This window comes from uncultured Dokdonia sp. (assembly GCF_937910895.1).
In the GTDB taxonomy this organism is placed as follows: Bacteria; Bacteroidota; Bacteroidia; order Flavobacteriales; family Flavobacteriaceae; genus Dokdonia.
Genome location: NZ_CALEMI010000041.1, coordinates 26014 through 52169, shown reverse-complemented (window position 1 = coordinate 52169; position 26156 = coordinate 26014). Strand labels below are relative to the sequence as shown.

Annotated in this window: 19 protein-coding genes; 9 read left to right on the top strand and 10 right to left on the bottom strand. The window is 35.5% G+C overall.

Annotated elements, in window-relative coordinates; genetic code table 11:
* The first annotated feature begins 371 nt into the window (after positions 1-371).
* Together Q0505_RS05010 and Q0505_RS05005 are read left to right on the top strand one after the other, a co-directional pair.
* A complete protein-coding gene (locus tag Q0505_RS05010; RefSeq protein WP_299209727.1) occupies positions 372-3560 on the top strand; it encodes a S8 family serine peptidase in 3189 nt (1062 codons plus the stop codon).
* Between the two features lie 276 nt (positions 3561-3836).
* Complete coding sequence (locus tag Q0505_RS05005) at positions 3837-7805, top strand: M36 family metallopeptidase (RefSeq protein ID WP_299209724.1); 3969 nt, start codon at positions 3837-3839, stop codon at positions 7803-7805.
* A gap of 96 nt (positions 7806-7901) precedes the next feature.
* Here the strand turns inward: Q0505_RS05005 and Q0505_RS05000 are convergent, their stop codons facing one another.
* From Q0505_RS05000 to Q0505_RS04990, 3 genes are all read right to left on the bottom strand, one after another.
* Positions 7902-8615 (bottom strand): 3'-5' exonuclease, encoded by a 714-nt coding sequence (locus Q0505_RS05000; RefSeq protein WP_299209721.1) that lies wholly within the window; start codon positions 8613-8615, stop codon positions 7902-7904.
* A gap of 201 nt (positions 8616-8816) precedes the next feature.
* Positions 8817-9983 carry a serine hydrolase gene (locus Q0505_RS04995; protein WP_299209718.1) on the bottom strand — a complete coding sequence of 389 codons (1167 nt, stop codon included), beginning with the start codon at positions 9981-9983 and terminating at the stop codon, positions 8817-8819.
* Positions 9984-10022: 39 nt separating this feature from the next.
* A complete protein-coding gene (locus Q0505_RS04990) occupies positions 10023-10499 on the bottom strand; it encodes a methylated-DNA--[protein]-cysteine S-methyltransferase (protein ID WP_299209715.1) in 477 nt (158 codons plus the stop codon).
* A gap of 112 nt (positions 10500-10611) precedes the next feature.
* Between Q0505_RS04990 and Q0505_RS04985 the strand changes: the two genes are divergently transcribed.
* Entirely contained in the window at positions 10612-12831 is a 2220-nt protein-coding gene (locus Q0505_RS04985; RefSeq protein ID WP_299209712.1) for a response regulator, read from the top strand.
* Between the two features lie 6 nt (positions 12832-12837).
* Here Q0505_RS04985 and Q0505_RS04980 read toward each other — a convergent pair whose 3' ends face one another.
* The 6 genes from Q0505_RS04980 to Q0505_RS04955 form a co-directional block, all read right to left on the bottom strand.
* Entirely contained in the window at positions 12838-13356 is a 519-nt protein-coding gene (locus Q0505_RS04980) for a DinB family protein (RefSeq protein WP_299209709.1), read from the bottom strand.
* Complete coding sequence (locus Q0505_RS04975) at positions 13349-14440, bottom strand: hemolysin family protein (protein ID WP_299209707.1); 1092 nt, start codon at positions 14438-14440, stop codon at positions 13349-13351. The genes Q0505_RS04980 and Q0505_RS04975 overlap by 8 nt, the downstream gene beginning before the upstream one ends.
* 282 nt (positions 14441-14722) lie before the next feature.
* On the bottom strand, positions 14723-16621 hold the full coding sequence (locus Q0505_RS04970) for an amidophosphoribosyltransferase (protein WP_299209704.1): 1899 nt from the start codon (positions 16619-16621) through the stop codon (positions 14723-14725).
* Positions 16622-16682: 61 nt separating this feature from the next.
* A complete protein-coding gene (locus Q0505_RS04965; RefSeq protein ID WP_299209701.1) occupies positions 16683-17606 on the bottom strand; it encodes a PfkB family carbohydrate kinase in 924 nt (307 codons plus the stop codon).
* 181 nt (positions 17607-17787) lie between these two features.
* Positions 17788-18426: a ribonuclease H family protein gene (locus Q0505_RS04960; protein ID WP_299209698.1), complete on the bottom strand. Its 639-nt coding sequence runs from the start codon at positions 18424-18426 to the stop codon at positions 17788-17790.
* 53 nt (positions 18427-18479) lie between these two features.
* Positions 18480-19073, bottom strand: a complete 594-nt coding sequence (locus Q0505_RS04955) for a phosphoribosylglycinamide formyltransferase (protein WP_299209695.1) — start codon at positions 19071-19073, stop codon at positions 18480-18482.
* A 179-nt stretch (positions 19074-19252) separates the two neighbouring features.
* Between Q0505_RS04955 and Q0505_RS04950 the strand changes: the two genes are divergently transcribed.
* The 6 genes from Q0505_RS04950 (at position 19253) to pyk (ending at position 25210) form a co-directional block, all read left to right on the top strand.
* Positions 19253-19486, top strand: a complete 234-nt coding sequence (locus Q0505_RS04950) for an acyl carrier protein (protein WP_027394586.1) — start codon at positions 19253-19255, stop codon at positions 19484-19486.
* Between the two features lie 11 nt (positions 19487-19497).
* On the top strand, positions 19498-20751 hold the full coding sequence (gene fabF / locus Q0505_RS04945; protein WP_299209692.1) for a beta-ketoacyl-ACP synthase II: 1254 nt from the start codon (positions 19498-19500) through the stop codon (positions 20749-20751).
* Positions 20752-20755: 4 nt separating this feature from the next.
* A complete protein-coding gene (gene rnc / locus Q0505_RS04940) occupies positions 20756-21493 on the top strand; it encodes a ribonuclease III (protein WP_299209687.1) in 738 nt (245 codons plus the stop codon).
* 55 nt (positions 21494-21548) lie between these two features.
* Positions 21549-23180: a HAMP domain-containing sensor histidine kinase gene (locus Q0505_RS04935; RefSeq protein ID WP_299209685.1), complete on the top strand. Its 1632-nt coding sequence runs from the start codon at positions 21549-21551 to the stop codon at positions 23178-23180.
* Positions 23181-23297: 117 nt separating this feature from the next.
* A complete protein-coding gene (locus tag Q0505_RS04930) occupies positions 23298-23783 on the top strand; it encodes an IPExxxVDY family protein (RefSeq protein WP_299209682.1) in 486 nt (161 codons plus the stop codon).
* Positions 23783-25210, top strand: coding sequence for a pyruvate kinase (gene pyk / locus Q0505_RS04925; RefSeq protein ID WP_299209679.1), 1428 nt, complete (start codon positions 23783-23785; stop codon positions 25208-25210). The genes Q0505_RS04930 and pyk overlap by 1 nt, the downstream gene beginning before the upstream one ends.
* A 74-nt stretch (positions 25211-25284) precedes the next feature.
* On the opposite strand, the gene Q0505_RS04920 is transcribed toward pyk, so the two are convergent.
* Positions 25285-26094, bottom strand: a complete 810-nt coding sequence (locus Q0505_RS04920) for a hypothetical protein (protein ID WP_299209677.1) — start codon at positions 26092-26094, stop codon at positions 25285-25287.
* Between the last annotated feature and the right edge of the window lie 62 nt (positions 26095-26156).

Genomic DNA, 26156 nt, shown 5'->3' with positions numbered 1-26156 from the left:
TTTAAATCTCGATTATCGAATAAAGCACGCTCTTTAACTTTAAAATATAGTGTCTTCTTATATTCGCTTTCGCGAAAGCATTATTTTTCAAATAAAACACTTCTTACTTCTTTTCATACAACACGCATACTCCTATCATAGTCTTCTCATTTTGAGGCAAAACCTTATATAGGTTATTGTTTTTTACCCAAAACGGCAATTCCTCATGGTATTTCATCGATAAAAACGTACACATACTTACCCATAAAAGTGATTTTTAAGCATTTGATCGAAAAGTTTTTTTGTTTCTGATTTTTTAATTGATTTTCGCCACCGTAGTAAAAACATTGTAACGTAGTTACTTACCCCAAAACATAAAAACAACAACAACCATGAAAACAAATTACCTAAGAGGTTTATCTCTAGGTTTGGCATTATGTGCAACACAAATGTATGCGCAAACTCCAGATCAAATCTCACAAATTACCAAAGAAAACAATCAGGAACGTCTTGCTCAATTAGAACAACAGTTTTTGCAAGTAAGCACTCAACAACGCCAATTTGCAAAGCAACAAGCTGCTCAAAGAGGAATTCCGACACAATTAAAATTGGAAAACGGAGGAACTACAGAACTACAACGGATCCTTCCAGATGGAACTCCTATTTACTACAGCACTTTTAATGCAGATGCTGCAATCTCTACCAGAACCACTCATATTAATGCTGGAGGTTCATTAGGATTAAACTTAATGGGTCAAAATATGACAGCTTATGTATGGGATGGTGGCCACGCAAGAGCTTCTCATCAAGAATATGATGGTGCTGGAGGAACAGATCGTTATACGGTACAAGATATAGCAAGTGAAGGGTTACAACTTAATTATCACTCTGCACACGTTACTGGAACAGTGATGGCATCTGGAGTTAACGCAAATGCAAAAGGAATGGCTCCGTATGCGCAAGTAAGCGGATACCGTTGGAATGACGATGTTGCCGAAGCAACTGCTGCCGCTAGTAACGGTATGCTTATTTCTAATCACTCTTATGGGTTATTAGGAACAAATATTCCTGACCAATGGTTTGGATCGTATTCAAGCGAATCTCAAAGCTGGGATCAAATTATGTATAACGCACCATTTTATCTTATGGTGGCTGCTGCTGGTAATGAAGGAAATATAAATACATACAATGGCGCTCCCTTAGAAGGTAATGCTGCTTATGACAAACTTACTGGAAAAGCGATAACAAAAAATAACTTGGTGGTTGCAAATGCTCAAGATGCTAGTATTGCAGCAGATGGTTCTTTAATCAGTGTAAATATTAATAGTGGAAGTAGTGAAGGACCTACAGATGATTTTCGTATTAAGCCAGATATCGCTGGTAATGGAACTGCTGTTTACTCTACCTACCAAAATAGTGATACTGCCTATAACTCAATTACAGGAACGTCTATGGCAGCTCCTAATGTAATGGGTTCTTTATTATTAATACAACAACATTATAATGATGTAAATGGCGCTTTCGCGAAAGCGGCCACATTAAAAGGTCTTGCTTTACATACGGCAGATGATGCAGGAGCTATTGGTCCTGACGCAATCTTCGGTTGGGGATTATTAAATGCAAAAAGAATGGCAGAAACCGTTACTGCCAACGGAACAACTACAATCATTGATGAACGCACATTAACCGATGGAGGTTCTTATCAAATCCAAACTACAGTACCTGCTGGTAAAATCCTACAAGCATCTATCTCTTGGACTGATGCACCAGGAACTCCAGTAACAGGAACAAATGATCCTACCCCAGTACTTATTAATGACCTTGACATCCGTGTAACTCAAAATACAGACACATTCTTGCCTTGGAGATTAACAGGCGTTGATTCTAATGCAAAACAAGATAATGTAGTAGATCCTTATGAGCGTATAGATGTTGAAGATGCTGATGGAACGTATACAATTACAGTAACTCATAAAGGAAGTTTATTCTCCGGAAGTCAAAATTACACCCTTATTGTAACGACAATAGATACACCTGTCATACCAGAAAATGACTGTACAGCACAAGTAACTGCTTTTCCATATACTCAAGGATTCAACAATACTATTGGACAATGGTCACAAGAAACTAATGACGATTTTAATTGGACAGTAAGAACTGGAGGTACACCTTCTAACGGAACAGGACCTACAGGAGCAGCAGAAGGATCTCATTATATATATATGGAGACTTCAAATCCTAATAGCCCAGCAAAAGTGGCTATTTTAAACTCTCCATGTTTAGACTTTACCGGAATGACGGAAGCACAAGCTACGTTTAAATATCAAATGACTGGAAGTGCCGTAGGTACGATTCGCTTAGAAGCAAGTACTAATAGCGGTATCACTTGGACTGAAGTATGGTCTAAATCTGGAAATCAAGGAGCAAACTGGCTTGACGCTATTGTAAATCTTGATGCCTACGTAGGAGGAACTGTTACATTACGATTTAATGGAACTTCTGGAAGTTCTTGGCAAGGGGATATTGCTATAGATGATTTAAAAATATCTGAAGGAACATTTATAGACACGGTGGCGCCCTCTACACCTGTGAATGTAAGTGCTTCAAATATTGGAGAGACGTCACTAAACCTAACTTGGAACGCATCTACAGATAATGTAGGTGTTACAGAATACGAGGTATATTTAGATGGTGTTCTTTATAATACGACAACAACAAACTCAACAAATGTATCTGGATTGACCGTAGAAACAACATATGCGTTTTCTGTAAGTGCAAAAGATGCCGCTGGAAATGTTTCTGCAATTAGTACTCCTGTAAATGCGACAACATTAGCGGCTGGATCAAATCAAATTCCTCCAACGGGATACTGCTCTTCAAATGGAAATAATACAAATGATGAGTATATTCAAAGAGTACAAATAGGAAGTATTGATAATAGTACAGGTGCTTCTGCTGGTGGATATGGTGATTTTACAAACCTTTCTACAGTACTAATTGCAAATAATACGATTACGATTACACCGCTTTGGACTGGAACTGTTTACAATGAAGGATATGCTGTATTTGTAGATTGGAACCGTGATGGTGATTTTGGAGATGCTGGTGAGACAGTATATACGAGAAGTATAACAACAGCGACTCCTATTACGGGTACATTTAATGTTCCTTCGGGAGCAGCTTTAGGAGCTACACGTATGAGAGTATCTATGAAATATAACGGAATACCTACTGCTTGTGAAAGCTTCCAGTATGGAGAGGTAGAAGATTATATTGTGAATATAGATGCTTCTAGTAGTGCATTCTCAGATGGAACTAACACATCTAATGCTTTTGACATAAGTTCAAATACTACATTTGAATTTAGCGTATATCCTAATCCTGTAACAAGAGGGCAACTTTCAATTCAAGTTGTAGGAGCAGATGTAGAGAACTATACTATCTACAATATGCTAGGTCAAGTTGTAAATAAAGGAGCCTTTAGTAATACCCTAGATATATCTAGACTCAAAGCTGGAATGTATATTATAGAAATTGCGACAGGTGGTGAAACACAGGCTAAGCGATTTATTAAAAAGTAATACTACTTGAACACTTTAAACGAAGTGTTAAAAAGCCTCGATATTTTATAATATCGGGGCTTTTGTTTTTACAATATCTTTTTTTCATAAACTCTATAGAATTAGTGGGTTTTTGTTTAACCTTTTTGGTAAAAAATTAAATCTTAAAGAAATCTTAAAAAAAATTGTGCTTTTCATCGATTAAATTTCATTTATTGAAAGATTATCGCGTTTTTAGACAAAAAATTGAGTTTTTTTCAAACAAGTTCCTAATTAACTAATAAATTATTAATGATTATGAAGAAAATGTACACACTTTTCTTAGTAGCTTTTCTGCTAGGATTCACTGCAATTGCACAGAATATGGACGGGATTGTCCAGAGCTATCTGAGCAAACATGCGGAAAAGTCTGAAGTTGGCTTTTCGTCTCAGGATGCTTCTGAATGGAGAGTCACAGATGTTGTTCCATCTTTAAACCCACAAGTACAACACGTATATGTGCAACAGATGTATCAAGGAATACCTATTGAAAATGGTAGGTATAAATTAACGGTTACGAATGGTAAAGTAACTTGGGAAATCAATCAATTTATAAATGACTTAGGAGCAAAAGCTAGCATTACACAGACTTCAATGACACCAGAAAGTGCTATTATGACTGTTATTAATGCACACCGAATCTCAGCACCCTCAAACCTGAATTCAACTCAAAAGTCGAAAGGCGTATTTGTATATGAGAACTCTGGGGTGAGCATTGAACCTATTCAAGTAGAAAAAGTATATCTATATCAAGATGGAGCTTTGTCTTTAACTTGGAGAGTTTCTATTTCTCCATTAGACGGACAACATTGGTGGAATATTCATGTAGATGCTACTTCAGGAACTATTTTAAAAACAGAAGACTGGGTTGTTTCTTGTAGTTTTGGAACGCCAGATCATGCTGAGCATGGTCATGAAAGCGCTTCAACAGAAGAAACTGTTGAGATGGGACCTATAGCATATACAATGACATCTGTAGATGCAACTTTAGTAGGAGGAGGATCTTACAATGTATATCCATTAGGAATAGAAAGTCCTAATCATGGAAATCGTACTATTGTAACAGACCCTGCTAATGCAACTGCATCTCCTTTTGGATGGCATGATACAAATGGTGCTGCTGGTGCAGAATTCACAACCACCGTAGGTAACAATGTCCTAGCCCAAGAAGATACAAACGGTAACAATGGTTCAGGAACACGCCCTAATGGAGGTAGCGGATTAAATTTTGATTTTCCTTTAAATTTAAACAATGCGCCATCTACATTCTTGCCTGCTGCAACAACTAACTTATTCTACTGGAATAATATCATGCATGATGTTTGGTACCAATACGGATTCAACGAAGCTTCTGGAAACTTTCAAGAAAATAACTATGGAAACGGAGGTGCTGGAAGTGATTCTGTAAATGCAGATGCGCAAGATGGTAGTGGAACAAATAATGCTAACTTCGGTACACCTCCAGATGGTCAAAATCCGAGAATGCAAATGTTCTTATTTACAAACCCAACAAGAGATGGAGATTTAGATAATGTAATCATTGCGCACGAGTATGGTCATGGTATTTCTACACGTCTTGTAGGAGGTCCAGGAACAAATGCTTTAGGAGGATCCGAACAAATGGGAGAAGGATGGTCTGACTGGTTTGGTTTAGTCATGACAATTCGTCCAGGTGACGATAGAAATACGGCAAGAGGCGTGGGCACCTATGCTATTGGACAAGCTACCGATGGCCCTGGAATTCGTCCAACCAGATATTCTACAGATTTAGCTGTAAACGGTACAGATTACAATGATGTGTCAAGTCTGGTTGTTCCTCACGGAGTAGGATATGGATTTGCTACTATATTATGGGATATGACTTGGGATCTAATTGATCTTGAAGGATATGACAATAATCAATACACAGGAACAGGAGGAAATAACATTGCCATGGCTCTTGTTACAGAAGGACTTAAAAACACCGCTAATAATCCAGGATATGTTTCTGGACGTGATGGTATTCTTCAAGCAGATCAAGACCTTTATGGAGGACAGTATAACTGTTTAATCTGGGATGCTTTTGCAAGAAGAGGTGTAGGAGTTGATGCTGTTGAAAACACCAATGGAGGTACAAATACAAATACAGATCAAACGGCTTCTTTTGTAAGCGGATGTTCTGGTCCACCACCACCAGCAACGTGTGATTCTACGGTAGCTAGTTTCCCATACAATGAAGGTTTTGAAAACACCTTAGGTGCTTGGTCACAAGGATCAGGTGATGATTTTGATTGGACACTAAGAACTGGTGGAACACCGTCTACTGGAACAGGACCTACCGCAGCGTTTCAAGGATCATACTATGTATACGTAGAAGCTTCTGATCCTAACTTCGGAGGAAAAACAACTATCTTAAACTCTCCTTGTTTCAACTTAGCAGGAGTAAGTTCTCCAACAGCTAATTTCCATTATCAAATGACAGGTACTTCTGTAGGAACTGTAAGACTTGAAGCAAGATTAGATGGAGAAAACACTTGGACAGAAATATGGTCGCAAACAGGAGATCAAGGTGCCGCTTGGGTAAATCAGGATGTAAGTCTTGCTGCCTATAGCGGAAATACTGTGCAATTGCGCTTTAAAGCAACAACTAACACCTCTTGGGCTGGAGATATCGCTATCGATGCTTTTGGTATTTCAGGAGCACAAGCAGGAGATACGCAAGCACCTACCGTACCGACAAACTTATCGGTAACAGGTGTCACAACTAGCTCGGTAGCTCTTTCGTGGACGGCTTCTACTGATAATGTAGGCGTAACCGCTTATGATGTATTCCAAGGAGCGAATAACTTAGGAGAAGTAACCGCAACAACAGCGAATGTAACTGGACTTGCAGAAGGAACTACCTATCAATTCTCTGTTAGAGCGAAAGATGCTGCTGGTAATGTATCTGCAAATAGCAATGCAGTCTCTGCAACAACTAGTACAACACCTCCTCCTTCTGGAGGATGTACGGGAGGCGTTAACTCCTTGCCTTACGGCGAAAGCTTTGAAGCTAACTTAGGCTTATGGTCACAAGCAAGTGGAGACGATCTTAACTGGACGCGTGACTCGGCAGGAACACCTTCTAGCGGAACAGGACCTACTTCTGGATCTAACGGTTCTTTCTATCTATATGTAGAAGCATCAGGTAACGGAACTGGATTCCCTAACAAACGCGCTATTATTAACTCACCTTGTTTTGACTTAAGTGCAGAAACAGATGCTTCTTTTATCTTTGATTACCACATGTTTGGATCTACTGATGGAGGAAATATAGCGCTCGAAGTAAGTACAGACAACGCAACTTCTTGGACAAGTCTTTGGAGTCAAACAGGAAACCAAGGAAACCAATGGAATAACGTGACTATAGATCTTGCAGCTTATGTGGGAGGTGCAATTCAATTGCGTTTCAACCGTATTACTGGAGGTACTTGGCAGTCGGATGTTGCCATAGATAATACACGTCTTGTCGCAGGGGGAGGAAATGATCCTAACCCACCTTCAGGATATTGTGCGTCTAATGGACAAAATACAAACGATGAATATATCAGTCGAGTACAGATAGGAAGTATTAATAATGCTTCTGGAACAGGTGCTGGTGGATACCAAGATTTTACAAACCTGTCTACTAATTTAAGTGGAAGTGCTTCTATCACTATTACGCCTACTTGGACAAGTACCGTGTATAATGAAGCGTATGCTGTATTTATAGATTGGAATAGAGATGGTGACTTTGCAGATACAGGAGAAACCGCATTCTCAAGAGCACCCACACAAGCAACTCCTATCACAGGTACCATCACTGTGCCAGCAGGAGCAGCGCAAGGACCTACTCGTATGAGAGTATCCATGAAGTATAACGCAGCGCCTACAGCTTGTGAAAGCTTTACTTATGGAGAAGTAGAAGATTATATCGTAAATGTGAGTAGTTCAGCTAATTTTGGGCAAACTCCAGCAGGAAATGAGATTTCTGAAAACACAGTATTTGACTTCTCAATCTTCCCTAATCCAGTGACTAGAGGACAACTTAATGTACAAGTAACAGGTGCAGATGCACAAACACTCACCATATATAATATGTTAGGGCAAGTTGTACGTAAAGGAGCATTTACAGAAACTGTAGATGTGTCAAACCTTGATGCTGGCGTTTATGTTCTAGAAATAGAGGTAAATGGTAATACCATGATCAAAAGGTTCATTAAAAAATAGTCATATTCTTTGACACTAACCATTTTATTATGAATAGAAAATCCCGGTCGTTGACCGGGGTTTTTGTTTTATACATATTAGAATTGATCGCTTTTATCAAACGGAAATAACCTCGTGTGGCTCTAGTAATTCTTCATTACGTAATCTAAGCAGAATCTGAGCAACTGCTAGTGTGTCTTTTTCACAGTAAACAATAATTCTGTCGATATCTCCTTCTTCATAATATACATCTCTAACCTCACTTCCATCGATATCGTCTTTTGGTGAAGGAATGCCTAAAATATGAGTGAGTAACTTGAGTGATGTGTAATGTTTGTAATCTCCAAACTTCCATAAATCGAGCGTATCAAGATGAGGTACTTCCCACGGTTTTTTTCCAAACAAATTCAATTTGTAAGGGAGTTCAATCCCATGTATGATCATACGTCTTGCTATGTATGGAAAATCAAATTCTTTCCCGTTGTGTGCACATAATAGATGGTTGGTTCTATTAAAGTGTGTTTCTAATAGGTTTTTAAATTCTACAAGAAGCGTTTGCTCATCTCCATGGAAAGAAGTGGTTCTAAAGGATCTGTTATCTCCTGTTATTTTAAAATAACCGACAGAGATACATACTATTTTTCCAAATTCTGCCCAAATCCCTGCACGTTCATAATAGTCTTCTGGTGTAAACTCCTCTTTACGTAGATATTTAGTTTTATCTGCATAAAGCGCTTTTGTCGTATCATCTAGCGTATCAAAACTAATGGCTTGAGGCACTGTTTCGATATCTAAAAAGAGAATATTTTCAAGTTTTAACTTTGATATCATCGTTTTATTTAAAGTTCTAAAATAAGAAAGTGTTTTTATATATCACTCATAGATACGATTTTAGATTTTTTTTGCGTGAAGGATTGTAGTGAAAATCCCGCACCACACTTTTGTGTGGGAGGAATTGTAGCGGAAAGCCTGACCTAATTCCTGAACTTGTTTCAGGATAAAGGTCACGCCCAATAAATAGAGAGTGGTCGTTTACGATTTTGAAGAATTAGTAAGCATCGCATACGCCTCATCTACATAGATAAAAAAATCTTCTGTAAAGGAAGCACCTGGCACAAAGTTCCCTCTTTTATGACCTAATCTCACAATAATAAGATTGTCTTCTGGAATGGTAATTACATACTGACCTAAGATGCCTCGCATCACAAATATGTCTTTATTTCTGTGATTGCTAAGCCAGAAACCATAGCCATACATATCGTCTTCTGGAAATCTAGGTTGTATTGATTTTGAGACAAAAGCGGCGTCTAGAAGCGGTTCTCCATTCCATTTGCCTTGGTCTTTATAGAGTTTTCCAAATTTTGCAAAATCTCTAGCATTGCTTGCAATACAGCAGTATGTTTTTGCAAGTCTATTGTCTTCATCGTCTACTTGCCAAAGCGCCGATTGCTCCATGCCCAGTGGTTTCCAAAAACTTTCAGATACGTAGTTTGCTAGTTTTTTTCCTGTCGCTTTTTCTATAACCATCCCTAATAATTGTGTGTTACCGCTTAGGTATTTAAAGGATACTCCGGGAGTTTCTGTTACTTTTTGATTGAGAATGGTCTCGGCGAGATCGTCATCATAATAGGCTCTTGCGGTTACACTAAATGGGCTTGTATAGCTTTCTTCCCAATCTAACCCAGATGCCATAGAAGATAGGTCTCCTACCGTGGTAGCACTGGTGTTATATTGCTCAAAAAAATCTCCTAAAGGCTGGTCTAAGCTTTTTATATATCCATCTTGAATGGCTTTTCCTAATAAGGCGCTTGTGATGCTTTTTGCCATGGAAAATGAATTTGTTTTTGACGTGGGACCATACGTTGTTCCATCTTCTTCTGCATAGTCTTCATACCAGATACTATCATTTTTTATGATAAGAAAAGCAACAGTTCCTAGTTTATTGTGTGTTTCTTGTAGCTGAGAAGTCGCCTTGGTAGTATTGTATGCTTTGTGTAATGGCCATGGTTGGGCTGTGCCATTTGCTATTTCTTCATTTTCAAAATGAGAATAATCGTCTATGTAGGCTGTTACATGTCCTGTCATATACACCACTCGAACTCCTTTTAAAATGTACTCGTAATCTGTTAAATAAGCAATAATAACAAGGAGGAGGATAATACTAATGAATCCTTTTAAAAACTTCTTTATGTACTTCATAACAGCGAAATATTGTATTTAAATACTAGCATTGATTTTTTAATTAAAAAGAGAGCCTTGTCGTACAGGACTCTCGTGTTCTAACAACCATTTTTTACGATGTAAGCCTCCTGCATATCCCGTTAGTGAGCCATCACTTCCTATCACTCGATGACACGGAATAACAACCGCTATAGGGTTTTTACCGTTTGCACTTGCTGCTGCGCGAATCACTTTGGAATCTCCAAGCATTTTTGCCATGTCTAAATAGGAGGCTGTTTTTCCAAAAGGAACCGTTTGTAATGTACGCCAAACCTGGGTTTGAAAATTAGTTCCTTGAGGATTTAGTTTTAACTCAAAAACAGTCCTTTTTTTTGTGAAATACTCATCAAGTTGTTTTACGACTTCTTGTAAAATTTCAGGTATCGTAGCTGTTGGGGTTACTTCTTGATCTAAAAAAGTAATGGCTACTATGCCTTGATTGTCTCCTTCGATTTCCAAAGTTCCTAATGGACTCTTTATGTATACCTTGTGCATATATAAAGGTATGGATTTCGTTAAAAAGTATATGTTTTTTGAGAGGTAAATCTATTCTTGTGTATCCTATTGTTTATAAGTAATTTTGTCACAGCCCCATAATCATACATATATGAAGTGTAAATTCTATTATAGCTTCTTCTTTTGTCTTTGTGTTAGTTACTCATTTTACGCACAACAAACCCCTATTTCTAAAGATAGTATTGAGCGTTTAAGTGATCGAGCGTACGCTATTTTAGATGATTTAGAGTATACAAATGCTATTGAGATTGCTACTCAAATTATCTCTGAAGGAAAAGATCAGAATAACGCGTATTATACTTTTATGGGCTATGACTTGATGGGTTCTGTCAACACAGAAATGAAAGATACGCTCCAAGCGAGATTGAATTATGAGAAAGCGCTTTCTATTTTACAGGAAGAAAAAATGGATTCTTTACTTTCTTGGGCATATATAAATTTAGGAAACGTAGAGTCTGACGAAAAACAAAATTATCAAAAAGGTATTGATTATTATAAAAAGAGTATTGAGATCAATACGATTCAGGGATATGAGCTTGAGAACATCACGCCTCTTTTAAACATTGCTTGGACGTACATAGACGAAAATTTAGCAGATGAAGCTATTCCTTATCTTCTCCAAGTTGAAAATTTATTTAAAAGAGATACCTTATATCCTAGAGATATTGTTGGTTTAAAATTACTGTTTGGTAGATATCATACACAAAAAGGGAATTATGCGTTAGCTGAAGAAGCATTTATAGAAGTGGAAAAAGTTCTTGAAAAAGAAAAATTCCCATCTGAAGCTTTAGAATTTTATAAATACTATGGTAATCTTGTTGAAATACAAGAAGATTATGAGAAAGCTTATGGGCTATTAAAAAAAGCGAAAGTACTCGATGAAAAAAAGTTTAAGGCTGATAAATTAAGAGAGATTCAAGCCGCTAATACTCGTTTTAATATTAAAGAATATGAGCGTACTATTGATTCTGCTAGGAAGGAGCAACTTATAAATGATAAGCTTATTGAAAAATCTAAAGATTTACGTAATATTTTTATCATTGCATCTCTTATCCTACTGATTGCTCTTATAGCTATCATTTTTGCTTTTAAATCCAGAAAAAAATATATTAAACGTTTACACGAAAAAAATAATCAGTTGATGGCTGCTAAGGATAATGCTGAGCGCTTATCAAAACTTAAAACGCAATTTTTTTCTACTGTTAGTCATGAGTTGCGTACGCCATTATATGGGGTCATTGGACTTTCTTCTATACTACTAGAAGATACTACAAGCAAAAATAAGGAAGATCTTAAGTCCTTAAAATTTTCGGCAGATTATTTACTAGCGCTTATCAATGATGTTCTTCTTATCAATAAGATGGATGCCAATGGGATTACATTAGAAAAAACATCATATCGATTATCTAGTCTTGCAAAAAGTATTATACGCTCTTTTGAGTTTAGCTTAGAGCAAAATAATAATAAAATTCATTTACATATTGATGAAAATCTCCCTGATAAACAAATTGGAGATTATGTAAGGCTTTCCCAAATACTTATGAATCTTATTGGAAATGCTATAAAATTTAATGAAGATGGAAATATCTGGGTCTCGATTGATCTGATAGAGAAAACTAAAGAAGGATTATATAAAACAAGGTTTATCGTTAAGGATGATGGTATTGGTATTCCTTTAAGTAAACAAAAAACAATTTTTGAAGAATTCTCTCAAGTAGAAAACCGTAATTATAACTATCAAGGAACAGGGCTTGGACTACCTATCGTAAAAAAACTTTTAGCATTATATGATAGTGAAATAATGGTAGAGAGTGAAATGGGTAAAGGCTCAACATTTACATTTACTATAAATCTGGAAGCTAATGTAGCTGATGAGAAAAAAGAGGAAAAACAAAATTATGAAGAAGGAGACGCGATCCATATTTTTGAGAATGTCCATATCCTCGTAGTAGATGATAATCGTATTAACCAAAAGATTACTCAAAAAATTCTTGAAAAACGTCAGTTTAAATGTTCTCTTGCCGATGATGGTGAGCAAGCTATTGCTCTAGTAAAAGAAAATAATTATGATCTTATTCTTATGGATATACACATGCCTAAGGTAGATGGTGTCCAAGCTACAAAAGCCATTAGAAAATTTAATCCCGATGTCCCTATTGTAGCACTTACGGCTGTAGAGCTAGATGAAATGAGAGCCACTATTATGAATTCAGGAATGAATGACATCATATTAAAGCCTTATGATATCTCTCAGTTTTTAACTACGATATTGCGTAATTTAAACAATGCATTTACGAAGTCTAAAACCTAAATTTACTTACCAACCACTGTAGTCTGGGGGTACGATATTATTTAGATTAAGATATACGACAACTTGTCCTCTATGGTGTGTAAGATGATCCTGAAGTAAATTTAATATTTGAAGTTTAGATTTAGGTCCTGCAAAAAAGCTTACTGTTGTTTTTAACTCTTCTAAAGGGGTTTTATCTACAAGTCTATATACTTCATCAAAAGATTTTCTTAACGCATTAATGATCTCTTGTTTGCCCAATGGTATGTTTTGAGAAAGTGATTTCCTATCAAATGCCTTTGAAGAAAAATAGGTGTTTCCTAACCAAAGCATATTACCTCTCATGTGTAGGAGTTGGGCTCCAAAATTCATCTCTCTTTCTGTTGGAGCATAAAAATACTTATCTTCTGGCATTGCCTCTGCAATAGCAATTAAATAGTCTCTAGAGTTATTCCATTTTTCAAGAAAAGCATCTTTTGCATTGTCTTGTTGTCCATGCATAACGGTCATTACTAAAGAAAGTAATACAAATAGTGTTTTAGTCATCTGATAATGTATTTTCATCGAATAACCCTAGCTCTTTTGCTCTTTTTTCCCAATTTTTTCTAGCTAGTGTCTGTAAATCTGCTACACGGTCACTTTCATCCATAATCTCAAGTCCTAATAACGTTTCAATAACATCTTCCATGGTGACCAAACCTCTTGTACTTCCGTATTCATCAACCACCAATGTAATATGATTTTTTGTAGAGATAAGTTCTTCAAAAAGATCTGGAATAGGTAAATCACGATTTGTAATTATAATTGGGCGTTGTAACTCTTCTAGTGTTTTTTGATGATTATCAAGTGCCATTTCTCTATAGACTTCATTTTTTAAAACAATTCCTGTAATATCATCTATGTTTTTATCGTAAACTGGGATTCTGGAAAAGCGTAATTCTTGGTTCTCTTTAAAAAATTCACTTACTGTCATTTTAGATGAAGCTGTTTTCATGACTGTACGTGGCGTCATGACATCTTTTGTAAGCACATCTTTAAACGAAAGTAAATTCGTTAAAATCTTACTCTCTGATTCTTCAAAAACACCTTCTTCACTAGCCATTTGAGCCATAGCAGTAAAGTCTTCTCTACTTAAAATACTTGCACCATGTCCTTTACCTCCAACAAGTTTTGTCGTGCGTTGTAACAACCAAAGAATCCCTGTCCACTTAAGTGGAAAAATAAGCACCCTAAGTGCTTTTGCAGTAAAGTTTGCTAGCTGTTTCCAGTAGGTTGCTCCTATCGTTTTGGGTATGATCTCTGAGGCTACAAGTATAAGAAATGTCATGATTCCAGAAACAAATCCTACAAAATTGATGCTTAAAAATTCAAAATTAGGATACAAATCGGCAGCGACTTTCCCTACCATCATCGCGCCTACAGTATGTGCTAATGTATTTAAGGTAAGTATGGCAATAAGAGGCTTATCTACATCCTTTTTTAATTCTTCAAGTCGTGACGCATATCCTTTTCCTTCATTCTTTTTAATATTAATGAATGTAGGAGATATGCTTAATAGTACTGCTTCCAATATAGAGCACAAAAAAGAAAAGAAAATAGAAACGGTTGCCCAGAAAAAGAGTTGACTCATAGTTTAATAAGCTGTTTGTGTAAAGGTATAGAAATTGTAGCGAACTTACTCGATGAAACCTGGCTGGATTGCTTCTTTGAAACATTTGACTTTAGCGCATAAAAAAAGGCGGAAAGTTCCACCTTTTTTTGCCCCAAATCTACCATGAACTTAACCTACTTATGCTATGGCTTTGCTAATATAGCACTGATTTACAACCGAGCAACATCTTTTAGACCAACTACACGATTTTTAGACCAACTACACAAAAAATGTATGATTTGTGATTTACTTATGATCAATCTAATAGGCTCTAGCACTATTTCCTTCCATATAGTTTATAAAAGCACGGTTGACAACACGGTTTCCTCCGTTTGTTGGATAATTACCCGTAAAATACCAATCTCCTAAATTTTTAGGACATGCTTTATGGAGGTTTTCTACTGTTTGGTAAATAATTTCGACTTCTGGTTTTACTGTTTCGTCACTTAATAATTCTGAAATTTTTAAAGAGATTTCTTTATCTGTAAAGGGCTCATAAATCTCTTTTACAAAATTTTGAACATTTTTATCTTTAAAATTTATTTGTGTTTTACACTTTTCATACACTTCAGTAATAACATTCTCTTTCCCATTTTCTTTAAGAAGTGCTATCGCGGCTCTAAAAGCTATAAAATCCTCTAGTTTTGCCATATCAATACCGTAGCAATCTGGATACCGTATTTGTGGTGCAGATGAAACAACAACAATCTTTTTAGGATTAAGGCGCGCCATCATTTTTATAATACTCTTTTTAAGTGTTGTGCCGCGTACAATACTATCGTCTATAATAACAAGTTTATCTTCAGGTTGAATAACCCCATACGTAACATCATATACGTGAGCAACCAGATCGTCACGACTGCTGTCTTCTGTTATAAACGTTCTGAGTTTTGCATCTTTTATCGCTATTTTTTCTGTTCTTAGCTTTCGCGAAAGGATACGTTCTATGGATTCTTGATCTAGATTTTCTTTTGATGCTAGTATTTCTGCCCCTTTTTGTTTGTTTAGCTCATCTTGTGCTGCTTCTACAAGTCCATAAAAAGAGGTTTCAGCCGTGTTTGGTATAAAGCTGAATACTGTATTTTTGGTATCATGATCTATACTTTTAAGTACCTCTGGCATTAATAATCTTCCTAACAATTTACGTTCTCTATAAATCTCAGCATCACTACCTCTTGAAAAATAAATACGTTCAAACGAGCATGCTTTTCGCGTAAGCGGTTTTATTACTTTTTCAATGCTTAGGTGTCCATTTTTCTTTACAATAAGTGCACTACCTGGATCTAGTTCTTTTACCCTTTCAAAATCAACATTAAAGGCTGTTTGAATTACAGGGCGCTCACTAGCAACAACCGCAACCTCATCATCTTCATAATAATATACTGGGCGAATACCTGCTGGATCTCTTAATACAAAGGCATCTCCGTGACCTAAAAGACCTACCATCGCATAGCCTCCGTCCCAATCTTTGGAAGCTCTTTTTAAGATTTTTTCAACCTTAAGACGTTCAGCAATTTGAGGAGAAGCTTGTTGCTTATTATATCCTTCTTTTTTTAATTTCTTGTACAATTTTGCTACCTCATCATCTAGAAAATGTCCTATTTTTTCCATGACAGTGATCGTATCTGCCTGCTCTTTGGGGTGTTGTCCTAATGAAACAAGTTTATTAAAAAGCGTACTTACATTGGTCATATTAAAATTACCCGCAACAATAAGGTTACGGTGCATCCAGTTATTTTGTCTTAAAAAAGGATGTACACTCTCCACGCTGTTTTTACCAAAGGTTCCGTATCGTACGTGTCCTAAAAGAACTTCTCCTACATAGGGAACATTTCTTTTTTGCCACTCAACATCATCTTTTCGATCGGGGTTTTCGGTCATTACTTCATTAATTCGACCATTGATTTGTGCAAAAATATCCTGTATTGGTTGTTGAGCCGTAGAGCGCTGTCTAGAAATATAACGTTCTCCAGGTGCCATATCTAATTTAATACTTGCAAATCCAGCACCGTCTTGACCACGGTTATGCTGTTTTTCCATCATTAGATACATTTTATTTACTCCATAAAAAGCAGTGCCATACTTCTCTTTATAAAATGTAAGTGGTTTTTTTAATCGTATAAGGGCGATTCCACATTCATGCTTTATTGCGTCACTCATAGTAGGTTACTTTACTTTATCGTAAAAGCAAATACGCCCCAAATTTTGGAGCGTATTTATATTAATTAAGTTCTATTTCAAACTGCGTAAGTTGTTTAAACTCTTGCAAGCGTTTTCTTATTTCTTCGGCAGTTACGTTTTCCAGCCGTTCTGTTCCAAATTTTTCGACGGTAAATGAAGCAAGGCAAGATCCATAAATCAGTGCCTGTTTCATATTTTCAAACGTGATGTCTCTACTGCTTGCTAAAAACCCTGCAAATCCACCAGCAAAGGTATCTCCAGCTCCCGTTGGATCAAAAACTTCTTCTAGTGGTAACGCAGGTGCAAAAAAGATTTCATCATTATGAAAAAGTAATGCGCCGTGTTCTCCTTTTTTAATTACTACATACTGAGGTCCCATCTCGTGTATTTTTCTTGCTGCAGCGACTAATGAGTATTCCCCACTTAATTGACGGGCTTCTTCATCATTTATAGTAATGACATCAACTTTTTTTAGTGTGGTCATAAGTTCCTCTAGTGCAATATCCATCCAGAAATTCATCGTGTCTAGAATAACCAACTTAGGATCACTCATCTGCTCTATTACACTCAATTGTACGGTAGGCTGTAAATTACCTAACATCACAATCTCTGCATCTTGATATGCAGGAGGCACCTTTGGATTAAAATCTGCTAGTGTATTTAATTCTGTTGCAAGGGTATCGCGTGTGTTCATATCATTGTGATATTTACCACTCCAGAAAAAGGTTTTTCCTCCCTTTACTATTTCGAGTCCTTCTACATTAATATTTCTACTTGTCAACAAGTCTAAATATTCTTGAGGAAAATCCTCTCCTACTATAGATACGATAGATGAGTCTACTTTAAATTGAGAGGCAGCAAGACCTATATATGTAGCAGCACCACCTAAAATTTTATCTGTTTTACCAAAAGGAGTTTCGATAGCATCAAATGCGCACGTCCCAACAATAACTAATTTACTCATCTATTTTTTTTGCAAAGATATCGTTTTTAAAAAAAAGAAAAGACTCAAAATCGAGTCTCAATTTTGAGTCCTTTTATTTCTGAAAAAGAAATTTGTTGTGTCATTCTCATAATTGTATTTTCATCGTTGGCATTAGTAGAAAAAACCAAAAAAACTTACAGCATTAATATCCTTTAAAAAACTACTTTCTTCCAAAATCTGCAGGGATCTCTCCCCACGCCTTTGTTTCCCATTTTACAATAGGAGTTGTGTACGTATTTGTTTTAAGCCACTTTTCGGCTCGACGTATAAGATCATACACATCCTTATTTCGGGACGTTTCTTGAAGCTTTGTATTACAGGCTTTCTTTTTTACCCATCCTATTGCAATACGTGAATCAGAATAAATAATACGATCGCTTCCTATTTTCTTGAGATATGCAAGCCCGTGGACCAATGCTAAAAACTCTCCTATATTATTAGTGCCTTGCTTAAAAGGACCTTGATGAAAAAGTTGTTTTACTGTTTGGGTATCTACACCTCTATACTCCATCACTCCTGGATTTCCAGAACTTGCTGCATCTACAGCTATAGAATATAAGTTAGGTTCTCCATATTTTTCCTTTTCTTGAGTAGTAAGCACTTTCTTTTTTTTAGAAGATCCTTTTACATCTGCATAGTCTTTATTATAAGCTATTTTTGCCTCTGCAAACGTAGAGAAAGATTTATACTGCGCTCCTGCATATCCATCTATCATCGCCTTACAATCTTTCCAAGTAAGATAAATACCTGGTTTCTTGCCTTGCCAGACTACATAAAATTTTTCTTTTTTCTTACTCATGGTGCTGCCCGCGCAGGCGGTATCTTTTCATTTCCGCGAAGGCGGAAATCTCATCATAATTTAGTATCAAACAACAGTTTCTCAATCACAACGGGAAAGTACTCATATTCTAGTTTATGTACTTTCTGTGCTATCGTTTCTGGGGTATCTTCTTGCGTTACTTCTACTTTTTCTTGAAAAACATACATCCCCTTATCATATTCTGGTGTCACCTTATGTATAGTAATCCCTGTGTAGGTTTTTTGTTCTTTATGCGCTTTCGCGAAAGCGTACACTGCCTCATGTACATGCTTTCCATACATCCCTTTTCCACCAAAATCAGGTAATAATGCTGGATGAATATTTATAATTTGGTCAGGAAATAAATTAATTATTTTTTCTGGAAAGAGCCATAAAAACCCTGCCAATACAATTAAATCAGGTTGGATTACTTGCAAAAGATGTGCAATATGATCTGTATAATAGAGTGCAGTTCTATTGAAGCTAATAGCACTTATCTGACTCTTATTTGCTCGCTCTAAAACTTTGGCATCCTTGTTGTTACTGAGCACCTGCACAACTTGAGCATCCGTACTACCCTTAAAATGATCGATAATACGCTGGGCATTTGTACCGTTGCCCGAAGCAAAAATTACAATACGTTTCATATATTTATGATCCTGTTATAATGTGCAAAACAAACGATTATTATTAACAATTTGGAGGTTTTTATTAGAGAAATTATTTAATATTTGCGTAAATTACCTTCATATTTTTGTGGCAATAGTGTTCAAACCATAAAGGTTTGTTATTTTTGCCACTTAATTAAAAATTAAATTTAGAAATTATGTCAGACATTGCATCAAGAGTAAAGGCGATCATCGTAGACAAATTAGGCGTAGATGAGAACGAAGTTGTAACCGAAGCTAGCTTCACTAATGATTTGGGTGCCGATTCACTAGACACTGTTGAACTTATTATGGAGTTTGAAAAAGAATTTGATATTCAAATTCCGGACGATCAAGCAGAAAATATTGCTACGGTAGGTCAAGCAATTTCATATATAGAGGACGCAAAATAAGTCTTAAACTTATGGAGTTAAAGCGAGTAGTAGTTACTGGACTTGGTGCACTTACACCGATAGGAAATAATATTCAAGAATACTGGGATGGACTATCTTCAGGAAAAAGTGGATGTGCTCCTATTACCTATTTTGATGCCGAAAAGTTCAAGACAAAATTTGCTTGTGAACTTAAAAACTTTAACGCTCTAGACCATTTTGACCGTAAAGAAGCTAGAAAGTTAGACAGATTTGCCCAGTACGCATTGGTGGCTTCAGACGAAGCCATCAATGATGCTGGTATTGACTTAGAAAAAGTTGATAAATTCAGAGTGGGTGTCATCTGGGGTGCTGGAATAGGTGGCCTAGAGACTTTTCAAGATGAAGTTATCAATTTTGCCGAAGGAGATGGTACTCCTAGATTTAATCCTTTTTTCATTCCTAAAATGATTGCAGATATTGCTCCTGGTAATATCTCTATCAAGCATGGCTTTATGGGACCTAATTATACAACGGTCTCTGCTTGTGCTTCTTCTGCAAACGCAATGATAGATGCTATGAACTATATACGTTTAGGGCATTGTGATATTATTGTAACAGGAGGTAGTGAAGCTGCTGTTACAAAAGCAGGTGTGGGAGGATTTAATGCGATGCATGCCTTATCTACTAGAAATGAAGACCCACAAACAGCCTCAAGACCATTTGATGCAACCCGTGATGGATTTGTTTTAGGAGAAGGTGCTGGTGCATTAATACTAGAAGAGTACGAGCATGCAAAAGCTAGAGGAGCTCATATCTATGCAGAAGTTATAGGTGGAGGTATGTCTAGTGATGCATATCATATGACGGCGCCTCATCCAGATGGAATTGGTGTAGAAAGAGTCATGCATAATTGTCTTAATGACGCTGGAATGAAACCAGAAGATGTAGATCATATTAATACGCATGGAACGTCTACTCCCCTAGGAGATGTTGCTGAATTGAAAGCGATATCTAAAGTTTTTGGAGATCACGCAAAGAATATTAATATCAATTCTACAAAATCTATGACAGGGCATCTACTAGGTGCTGCTGGGGCTATAGAAGCCATTGCTTCTATTCTTGCTATGAAGTATAGCATGGTGCCTCCTACCATTAACCATAGTGTTGTAGATGAACATATTGATTCTTCATTTAATCTTACCTTAAATGAGGCACAACCTAAAGAAATCAATGTTGCCATGAGTAATACCTTCGGTTTTGGAGGTCATAATGCTTGTGTGCTATTTAAAAAAATTGACGCTTAATACTATGAGCGCCATAAAAAAAATATTTTCTTCCCGTTCAGATACGAACGGGATTTTTTTTATGCGTATGCGAAGTATTTTAGGGTTTAAACCTAAAGATATAAGTCATTACGAAAAGGCTTTTACCCATCGATCATTAGGACTTAAAAAGGAAGATGGTAACCCCTTAAATTATGAGCGCTTAGAATTTCTGGGAGATGCTATGCTGGGAGCTGTTATTGCAGCACATCTTTTTGAAGCTGTACAAGGGGGTAATGAAGGCTATCTTACAAAGATGCGCTCAAAAGTTGTAAGTAGAAAACACTTAAACGAGTTAGGTAACGAACTCAATTTATTACGTTACATAAAAGCCAACATTCCAAAAGAAAACTTTGGAGCAAACATACACGGAAACCTTTTTGAAGCACTTATTGGTGCTATTTATTTAGATCGAGGATATACCTATTGTAAAAAGTTTATTTATAAGCGAGTTATAGAACCTTATGTCGATATTGAAAAGCTTGAGGGGCGTATCATAAGTTATAAGAGTGTATTAATTGAATGGTGTCAAAAAGAAAAAAAGACTTTTAAGTTCGATACTTTTGAAGATACTGGAAAAGATACCGTAAAACATTTTGCTGTTAGACTTTTTATTGATGATAAAATTGTAGCAAAAGCAAGAGCAACGTCCAAGAAAAAAGCTGAAGAAATAGCATCTAAGCGATCTTTTTATGTATTTCAACGACAAATAGAGAGTAAATAAACATATTTGTTAAGATTTTATTTACATTTGTTACTCAACAGGTCTCTAACTCTATATGTATTTTCGTTTACCAAAAAAATATTATTCTATTTTTGTGCTCTTTGCTATTGTAAGTGGTATCCTAGTTTTTGGGGCAGATTCTTACATTACTGAAAAAGAGAAAGAAAACAGACAAATACGCTTAGAGAAGTTAAATAAAAAAACAGCTTCAGACTTTCAAAATGCGCTTAATAATTATGCAACGCTCATGTCTGGTATACGTTCTTATATTAAGATCTCTAATGAATTCCCATCGCAACAAAAACTTTATCAATTTATAAACTATCAATTATCTAGTCTCCCAATAGATGATAGTTACATTATTTCTTATGTAGATACAACACATGTTTTTAAATACTCTTTTACTAAAGATCAAATTGATCCAAGTAAGCTTATTGGTAGATCAATTATAAACCTTATAGATAAAAAATCGGTTGAGTTGATGGATAAACAGCTAAAAGCTAATGATTATGTAGCTTTTAATCCATATAATATAGTAGAAGGGCGTGTAGGATTACCTATTGGGTTTATCGCTGAGAATAATCTAAAGGAGTGTGTTGGTTATTTTTCTATTATAAAGGATTTTAAGCCTATTATAGATCGTGTGTATAGTAATATAGATACTTCTCAGTTTGTTTTTAGGTTTAAAACATCTACAGGTATCGAGTTTGACAGAGAACGCGTTTATGATGGTAAAAAAATATACAATACTCAAGAAGATTTACAATATTGGAGAAACTTCGAAGTACAAGACAACTATTTTATAAATTCCCATATTCCCTTTTTTAATAAAACGTTTATCATAGAGACAGCCTACAAAGAACCTTACAAAAGGAACCCAGCAGTATTACTTATGATGATATTATGGTATATACTGCTTTTAAGTTTTATGTTATTTATCATTATACAATTATATATCTATAAGCATAAAAACAGAATAATAGCTAAACAAAAAAAGGAATTATCCGAAGTCATTGCGACAAAGAATAAGTTCTTTACAATTATAGCTCACGACCTTAGAAGCCCACTCTCGTCTGTTATTAATTTTTTAGATCTTTTAAAAGAAGAGCAGAACCAAAATAATCAAACAATACAAATCATAGATGCCTTAGGGGATTCTAGTAAAAATAGCCTCTCTCTTTTAGATAATTTATTAAAGTGGTCAAAAATACAAACCGGTAAAATTCACTACGAACCACAAAGAATAGATATTCTTGCTCTTGTAAAAGATCAAATAAAGATTCAAAAACAACAATCTATTAAAAAAAATATAAACATTATTATAGAAGCTAGTACTAATATCAAAGTGATGGCCGATAAAAACATGATCGCTACTGTGATACGTAATCTATTATCTAATGCAATTAAATATTCTCATAATAACGGAATTATAGTTGTCGAACTAAATAAAATAAATACGTTTTTATCTTTTAGTATTGAAGACAATGGAATCGGTATCCCTGAAAAGTATGTCGATTCTCTTTTTGATGTAACTAAAGTAACGACTCAGATAGGAACTTTACGTGAAAAAGGATCTGGATTGGGTTTAATTCTATCAAAACAGTTTATCGAAATTCATAATGGAAATTTATCTATAGAAAGTATACAAAACAAAGGAACTATAGCTTCTTTTACGCTTCCCTTATAAAATTTTCTAACCAATTTCATTATTCAAACGTTTGCGTATCTTTTTATATAAGATTGTCTTATATATCCACACACAATAATGTTAGTTTTATGTATCTTTAAATTTCGTAGTCACGATATGGGTACATTCAAACTAGTATTAGAAGATGATTTTGGGTATGACTTTACGCTTATTGCTATACACGGAGCTATAGAATCTTATTACCTTGCTTATTTGCTTAATAGACATCTAAAACTTAGACTTAAAAGAAGTAGGAATGATTTAACAATAAGCCACGATGTCATATCTGCAAAATTCCCTTTGTATGAGTATCACAATGAGCAACAATATGCAACTTATCATCTTTTTAGTAATCTTACAAAAATAACAAAAGAACGTGATGACACTCTTTCTAGTCTATTTGAGTCTAAAACGTCTACAGAAATACGTTACTTTTTAGAAGATTTACCTCGTGTAGATTATTTATTAAAAATAAGTGAAGAAGGAAGTGGTTTTGTCCAAACCAAAACATTAAAAGCACTTAATCAAATACAACAAATTGTAACCGCATATACAGTTGATATAAATCAACTTAAAACAAAAGAAAACTTAATTTTTGAATAATGCCAACTAGAAAAAAAACCAAAATTGTTGCAACCCTAGGTCCAGCAACAAGTACTAAAGAGATACTCCTAAAAATGATGAAAGAAGGGGTTGATGTGTTTAGAATTAATTTTTCGCATGCAGATTATGAAGATGTAAAAGAACGCATTGAGATGATCAGGACATTAAGTGAAAAATACAAGTATAATACTTCTATTCTTGCAGATCTCCAAGGTCCAAAACTAAGAGTAGGGCGTATGAAGGAAGAGGTTGTTGTAAAACCTGGTCATAAAATTATATTTTCTACAAAAGAAGAATTTGAAGGAACCAAAGATAGAGTTTATATGAACTATAAGAGGTTTCCTAAAGATGTGAAAAAAGGAGAACGTATTTTACTAGACGATGGTAAACTTATGTTTGAGGTTCTAAAAACTGATGGCAAATATGAAGTAGAAGCCAAAGTTATTCAAGGAGGTCCACTACGCTCAAAAAAGGGGGTGAATCTTCCTAATACAAATATTTCTTTACCAGCATTAACCGAAAAAGATGTAAAAGATGCCATTTTTGCTATTAGTCAAAAAGTAGATTGGATGGCACTTTCTTTTGTACGTCATGCTGATGATTTAAAACAACTTCAGGCAATAATAGATGAACATTCGGATCATAAAATCCCAATTATAGCAAAAATTGAAAAACCTGAAGCTGTAGAAAATATAGATACAATTGTTGCTTATTGTGACGGATTGATGGTTGCTCGTGGAGATTTAGGTGTAGAGATTCCTGCTGAAGAAGTCCCTCTTATTCAGAAAAAACTTGTACTAAGAGCTAAAAAAGCACGTATTCCAGTGATTATTGCTACTCAAATGATGGAGACTATGATTTCTAGTCTTACCCCTACTCGTGCAGAAGTAAATGATGTAGCAAACTCTGTAATGGATGGTGCTGATGCTGTAATGCTTAGTGGAGAAACCTCTGTAGGACAATATCCTGTGCAAGTCATTCAAAAAATGGCATCCATTCTTAAAAATGTTGAAGATTCTGATCTTATTCAGGTACCTCAGGACCCTCCACATATTCGTACCAAAAGATATATTACAAAAGCTATCTGTTATCACGCGGCACACATGGCAAATGAGATAAACGCAAAAGCCATCTCAACCCTAACAAATAGTGGGTATACTGCCTTTCAAATATCTGCTTGGAGACCAAAATCACATATTTTAGTGTTTACATCAAATAAACGTATCTTAACACAACTCAGCCTTTTATGGGGAGTTAAAGCTATTTTTTATGACAAATATGTAAGTACCGATGAAACCGTAGAAGATGTAAATAAAATGGCGTTTGATATGGGGTTTGTAAAAAAAGGAGATATGCTTATTAATCTAGCTGCTATGCCTATTATAGATAAAGGAATGGTAAACACATTACGTGTTTCTGAAGTATAAGTCCCTATTTTATAGGTGCAAAACAAAAAAGCGTTCATTTTGAACGCTTTTTTTATACCATCAAATGAATTGACCTATTTTGAAGTTTCTACCTCATCTACAATAAATCCATTTTTGTCTTTTACAATAGTAACACTTCTCGTATAATCTCTTAATTGATAGGTGTAAACTATAGATGTAATTTCTGATGCTGTGTCTCTATTGACGGCAATTTCGTCTTTAAATGTTTTTTCTCTCTTATTACTATTAGATATAACTTCAGATTCTTTTTTTGATATAAGATCTAGTTGTAAGCTTTTAGGTAAATCAAACAGTTCTTTGGTAATTCTATACGCTTCTGTCCAGTTAGATGTAGGTAGTTCTATACGTGTTGTCATACCGTATCCCTCACCTTTAGGGTTTTTAGTCTTAGTAACTTGTACTGCATGATCTTTTGTAGAAATACGCTTTGCATATCCTTCTACAGATTCTCCATCTTGTGGAGGTGCCAGACGTGTAAGATATCCATCAAAAACAAAGCCTACAGCACCTTGGTATACTACTTCAATCATATTACCTGTAATCCCTGAGACAGTCATTGTTGTATGTGCAGGAGAACTAAGGTGTTTTACTTGTGCCCCGTAAGGGAGTGTCAATATCTTTTTCGAGCGTAAATTGGTGCCAGATCTTAATGAAAGTCCACTTGTAGCATTTACATAAAATACAGAGGCGACAGGAGCCTCAAGAGAAGTATCTAATTGTGCTAATAGTGATTCTTGAGAAGTAACTTCGTTTTTTGTTTCTAAAGGATTCGTTTCAAAGTTTGTTGTAATTTTTTTCTCCTTGTTTGTGCAACTGGTAAGTAAAATAGTAGCTGTGGCGATCGCTGTGATGATAATTTTCATAATAAATAGGTTTTAGTTAAACATTTTATTATGAAACACATTTAGCGTGCCATTATTTTAAT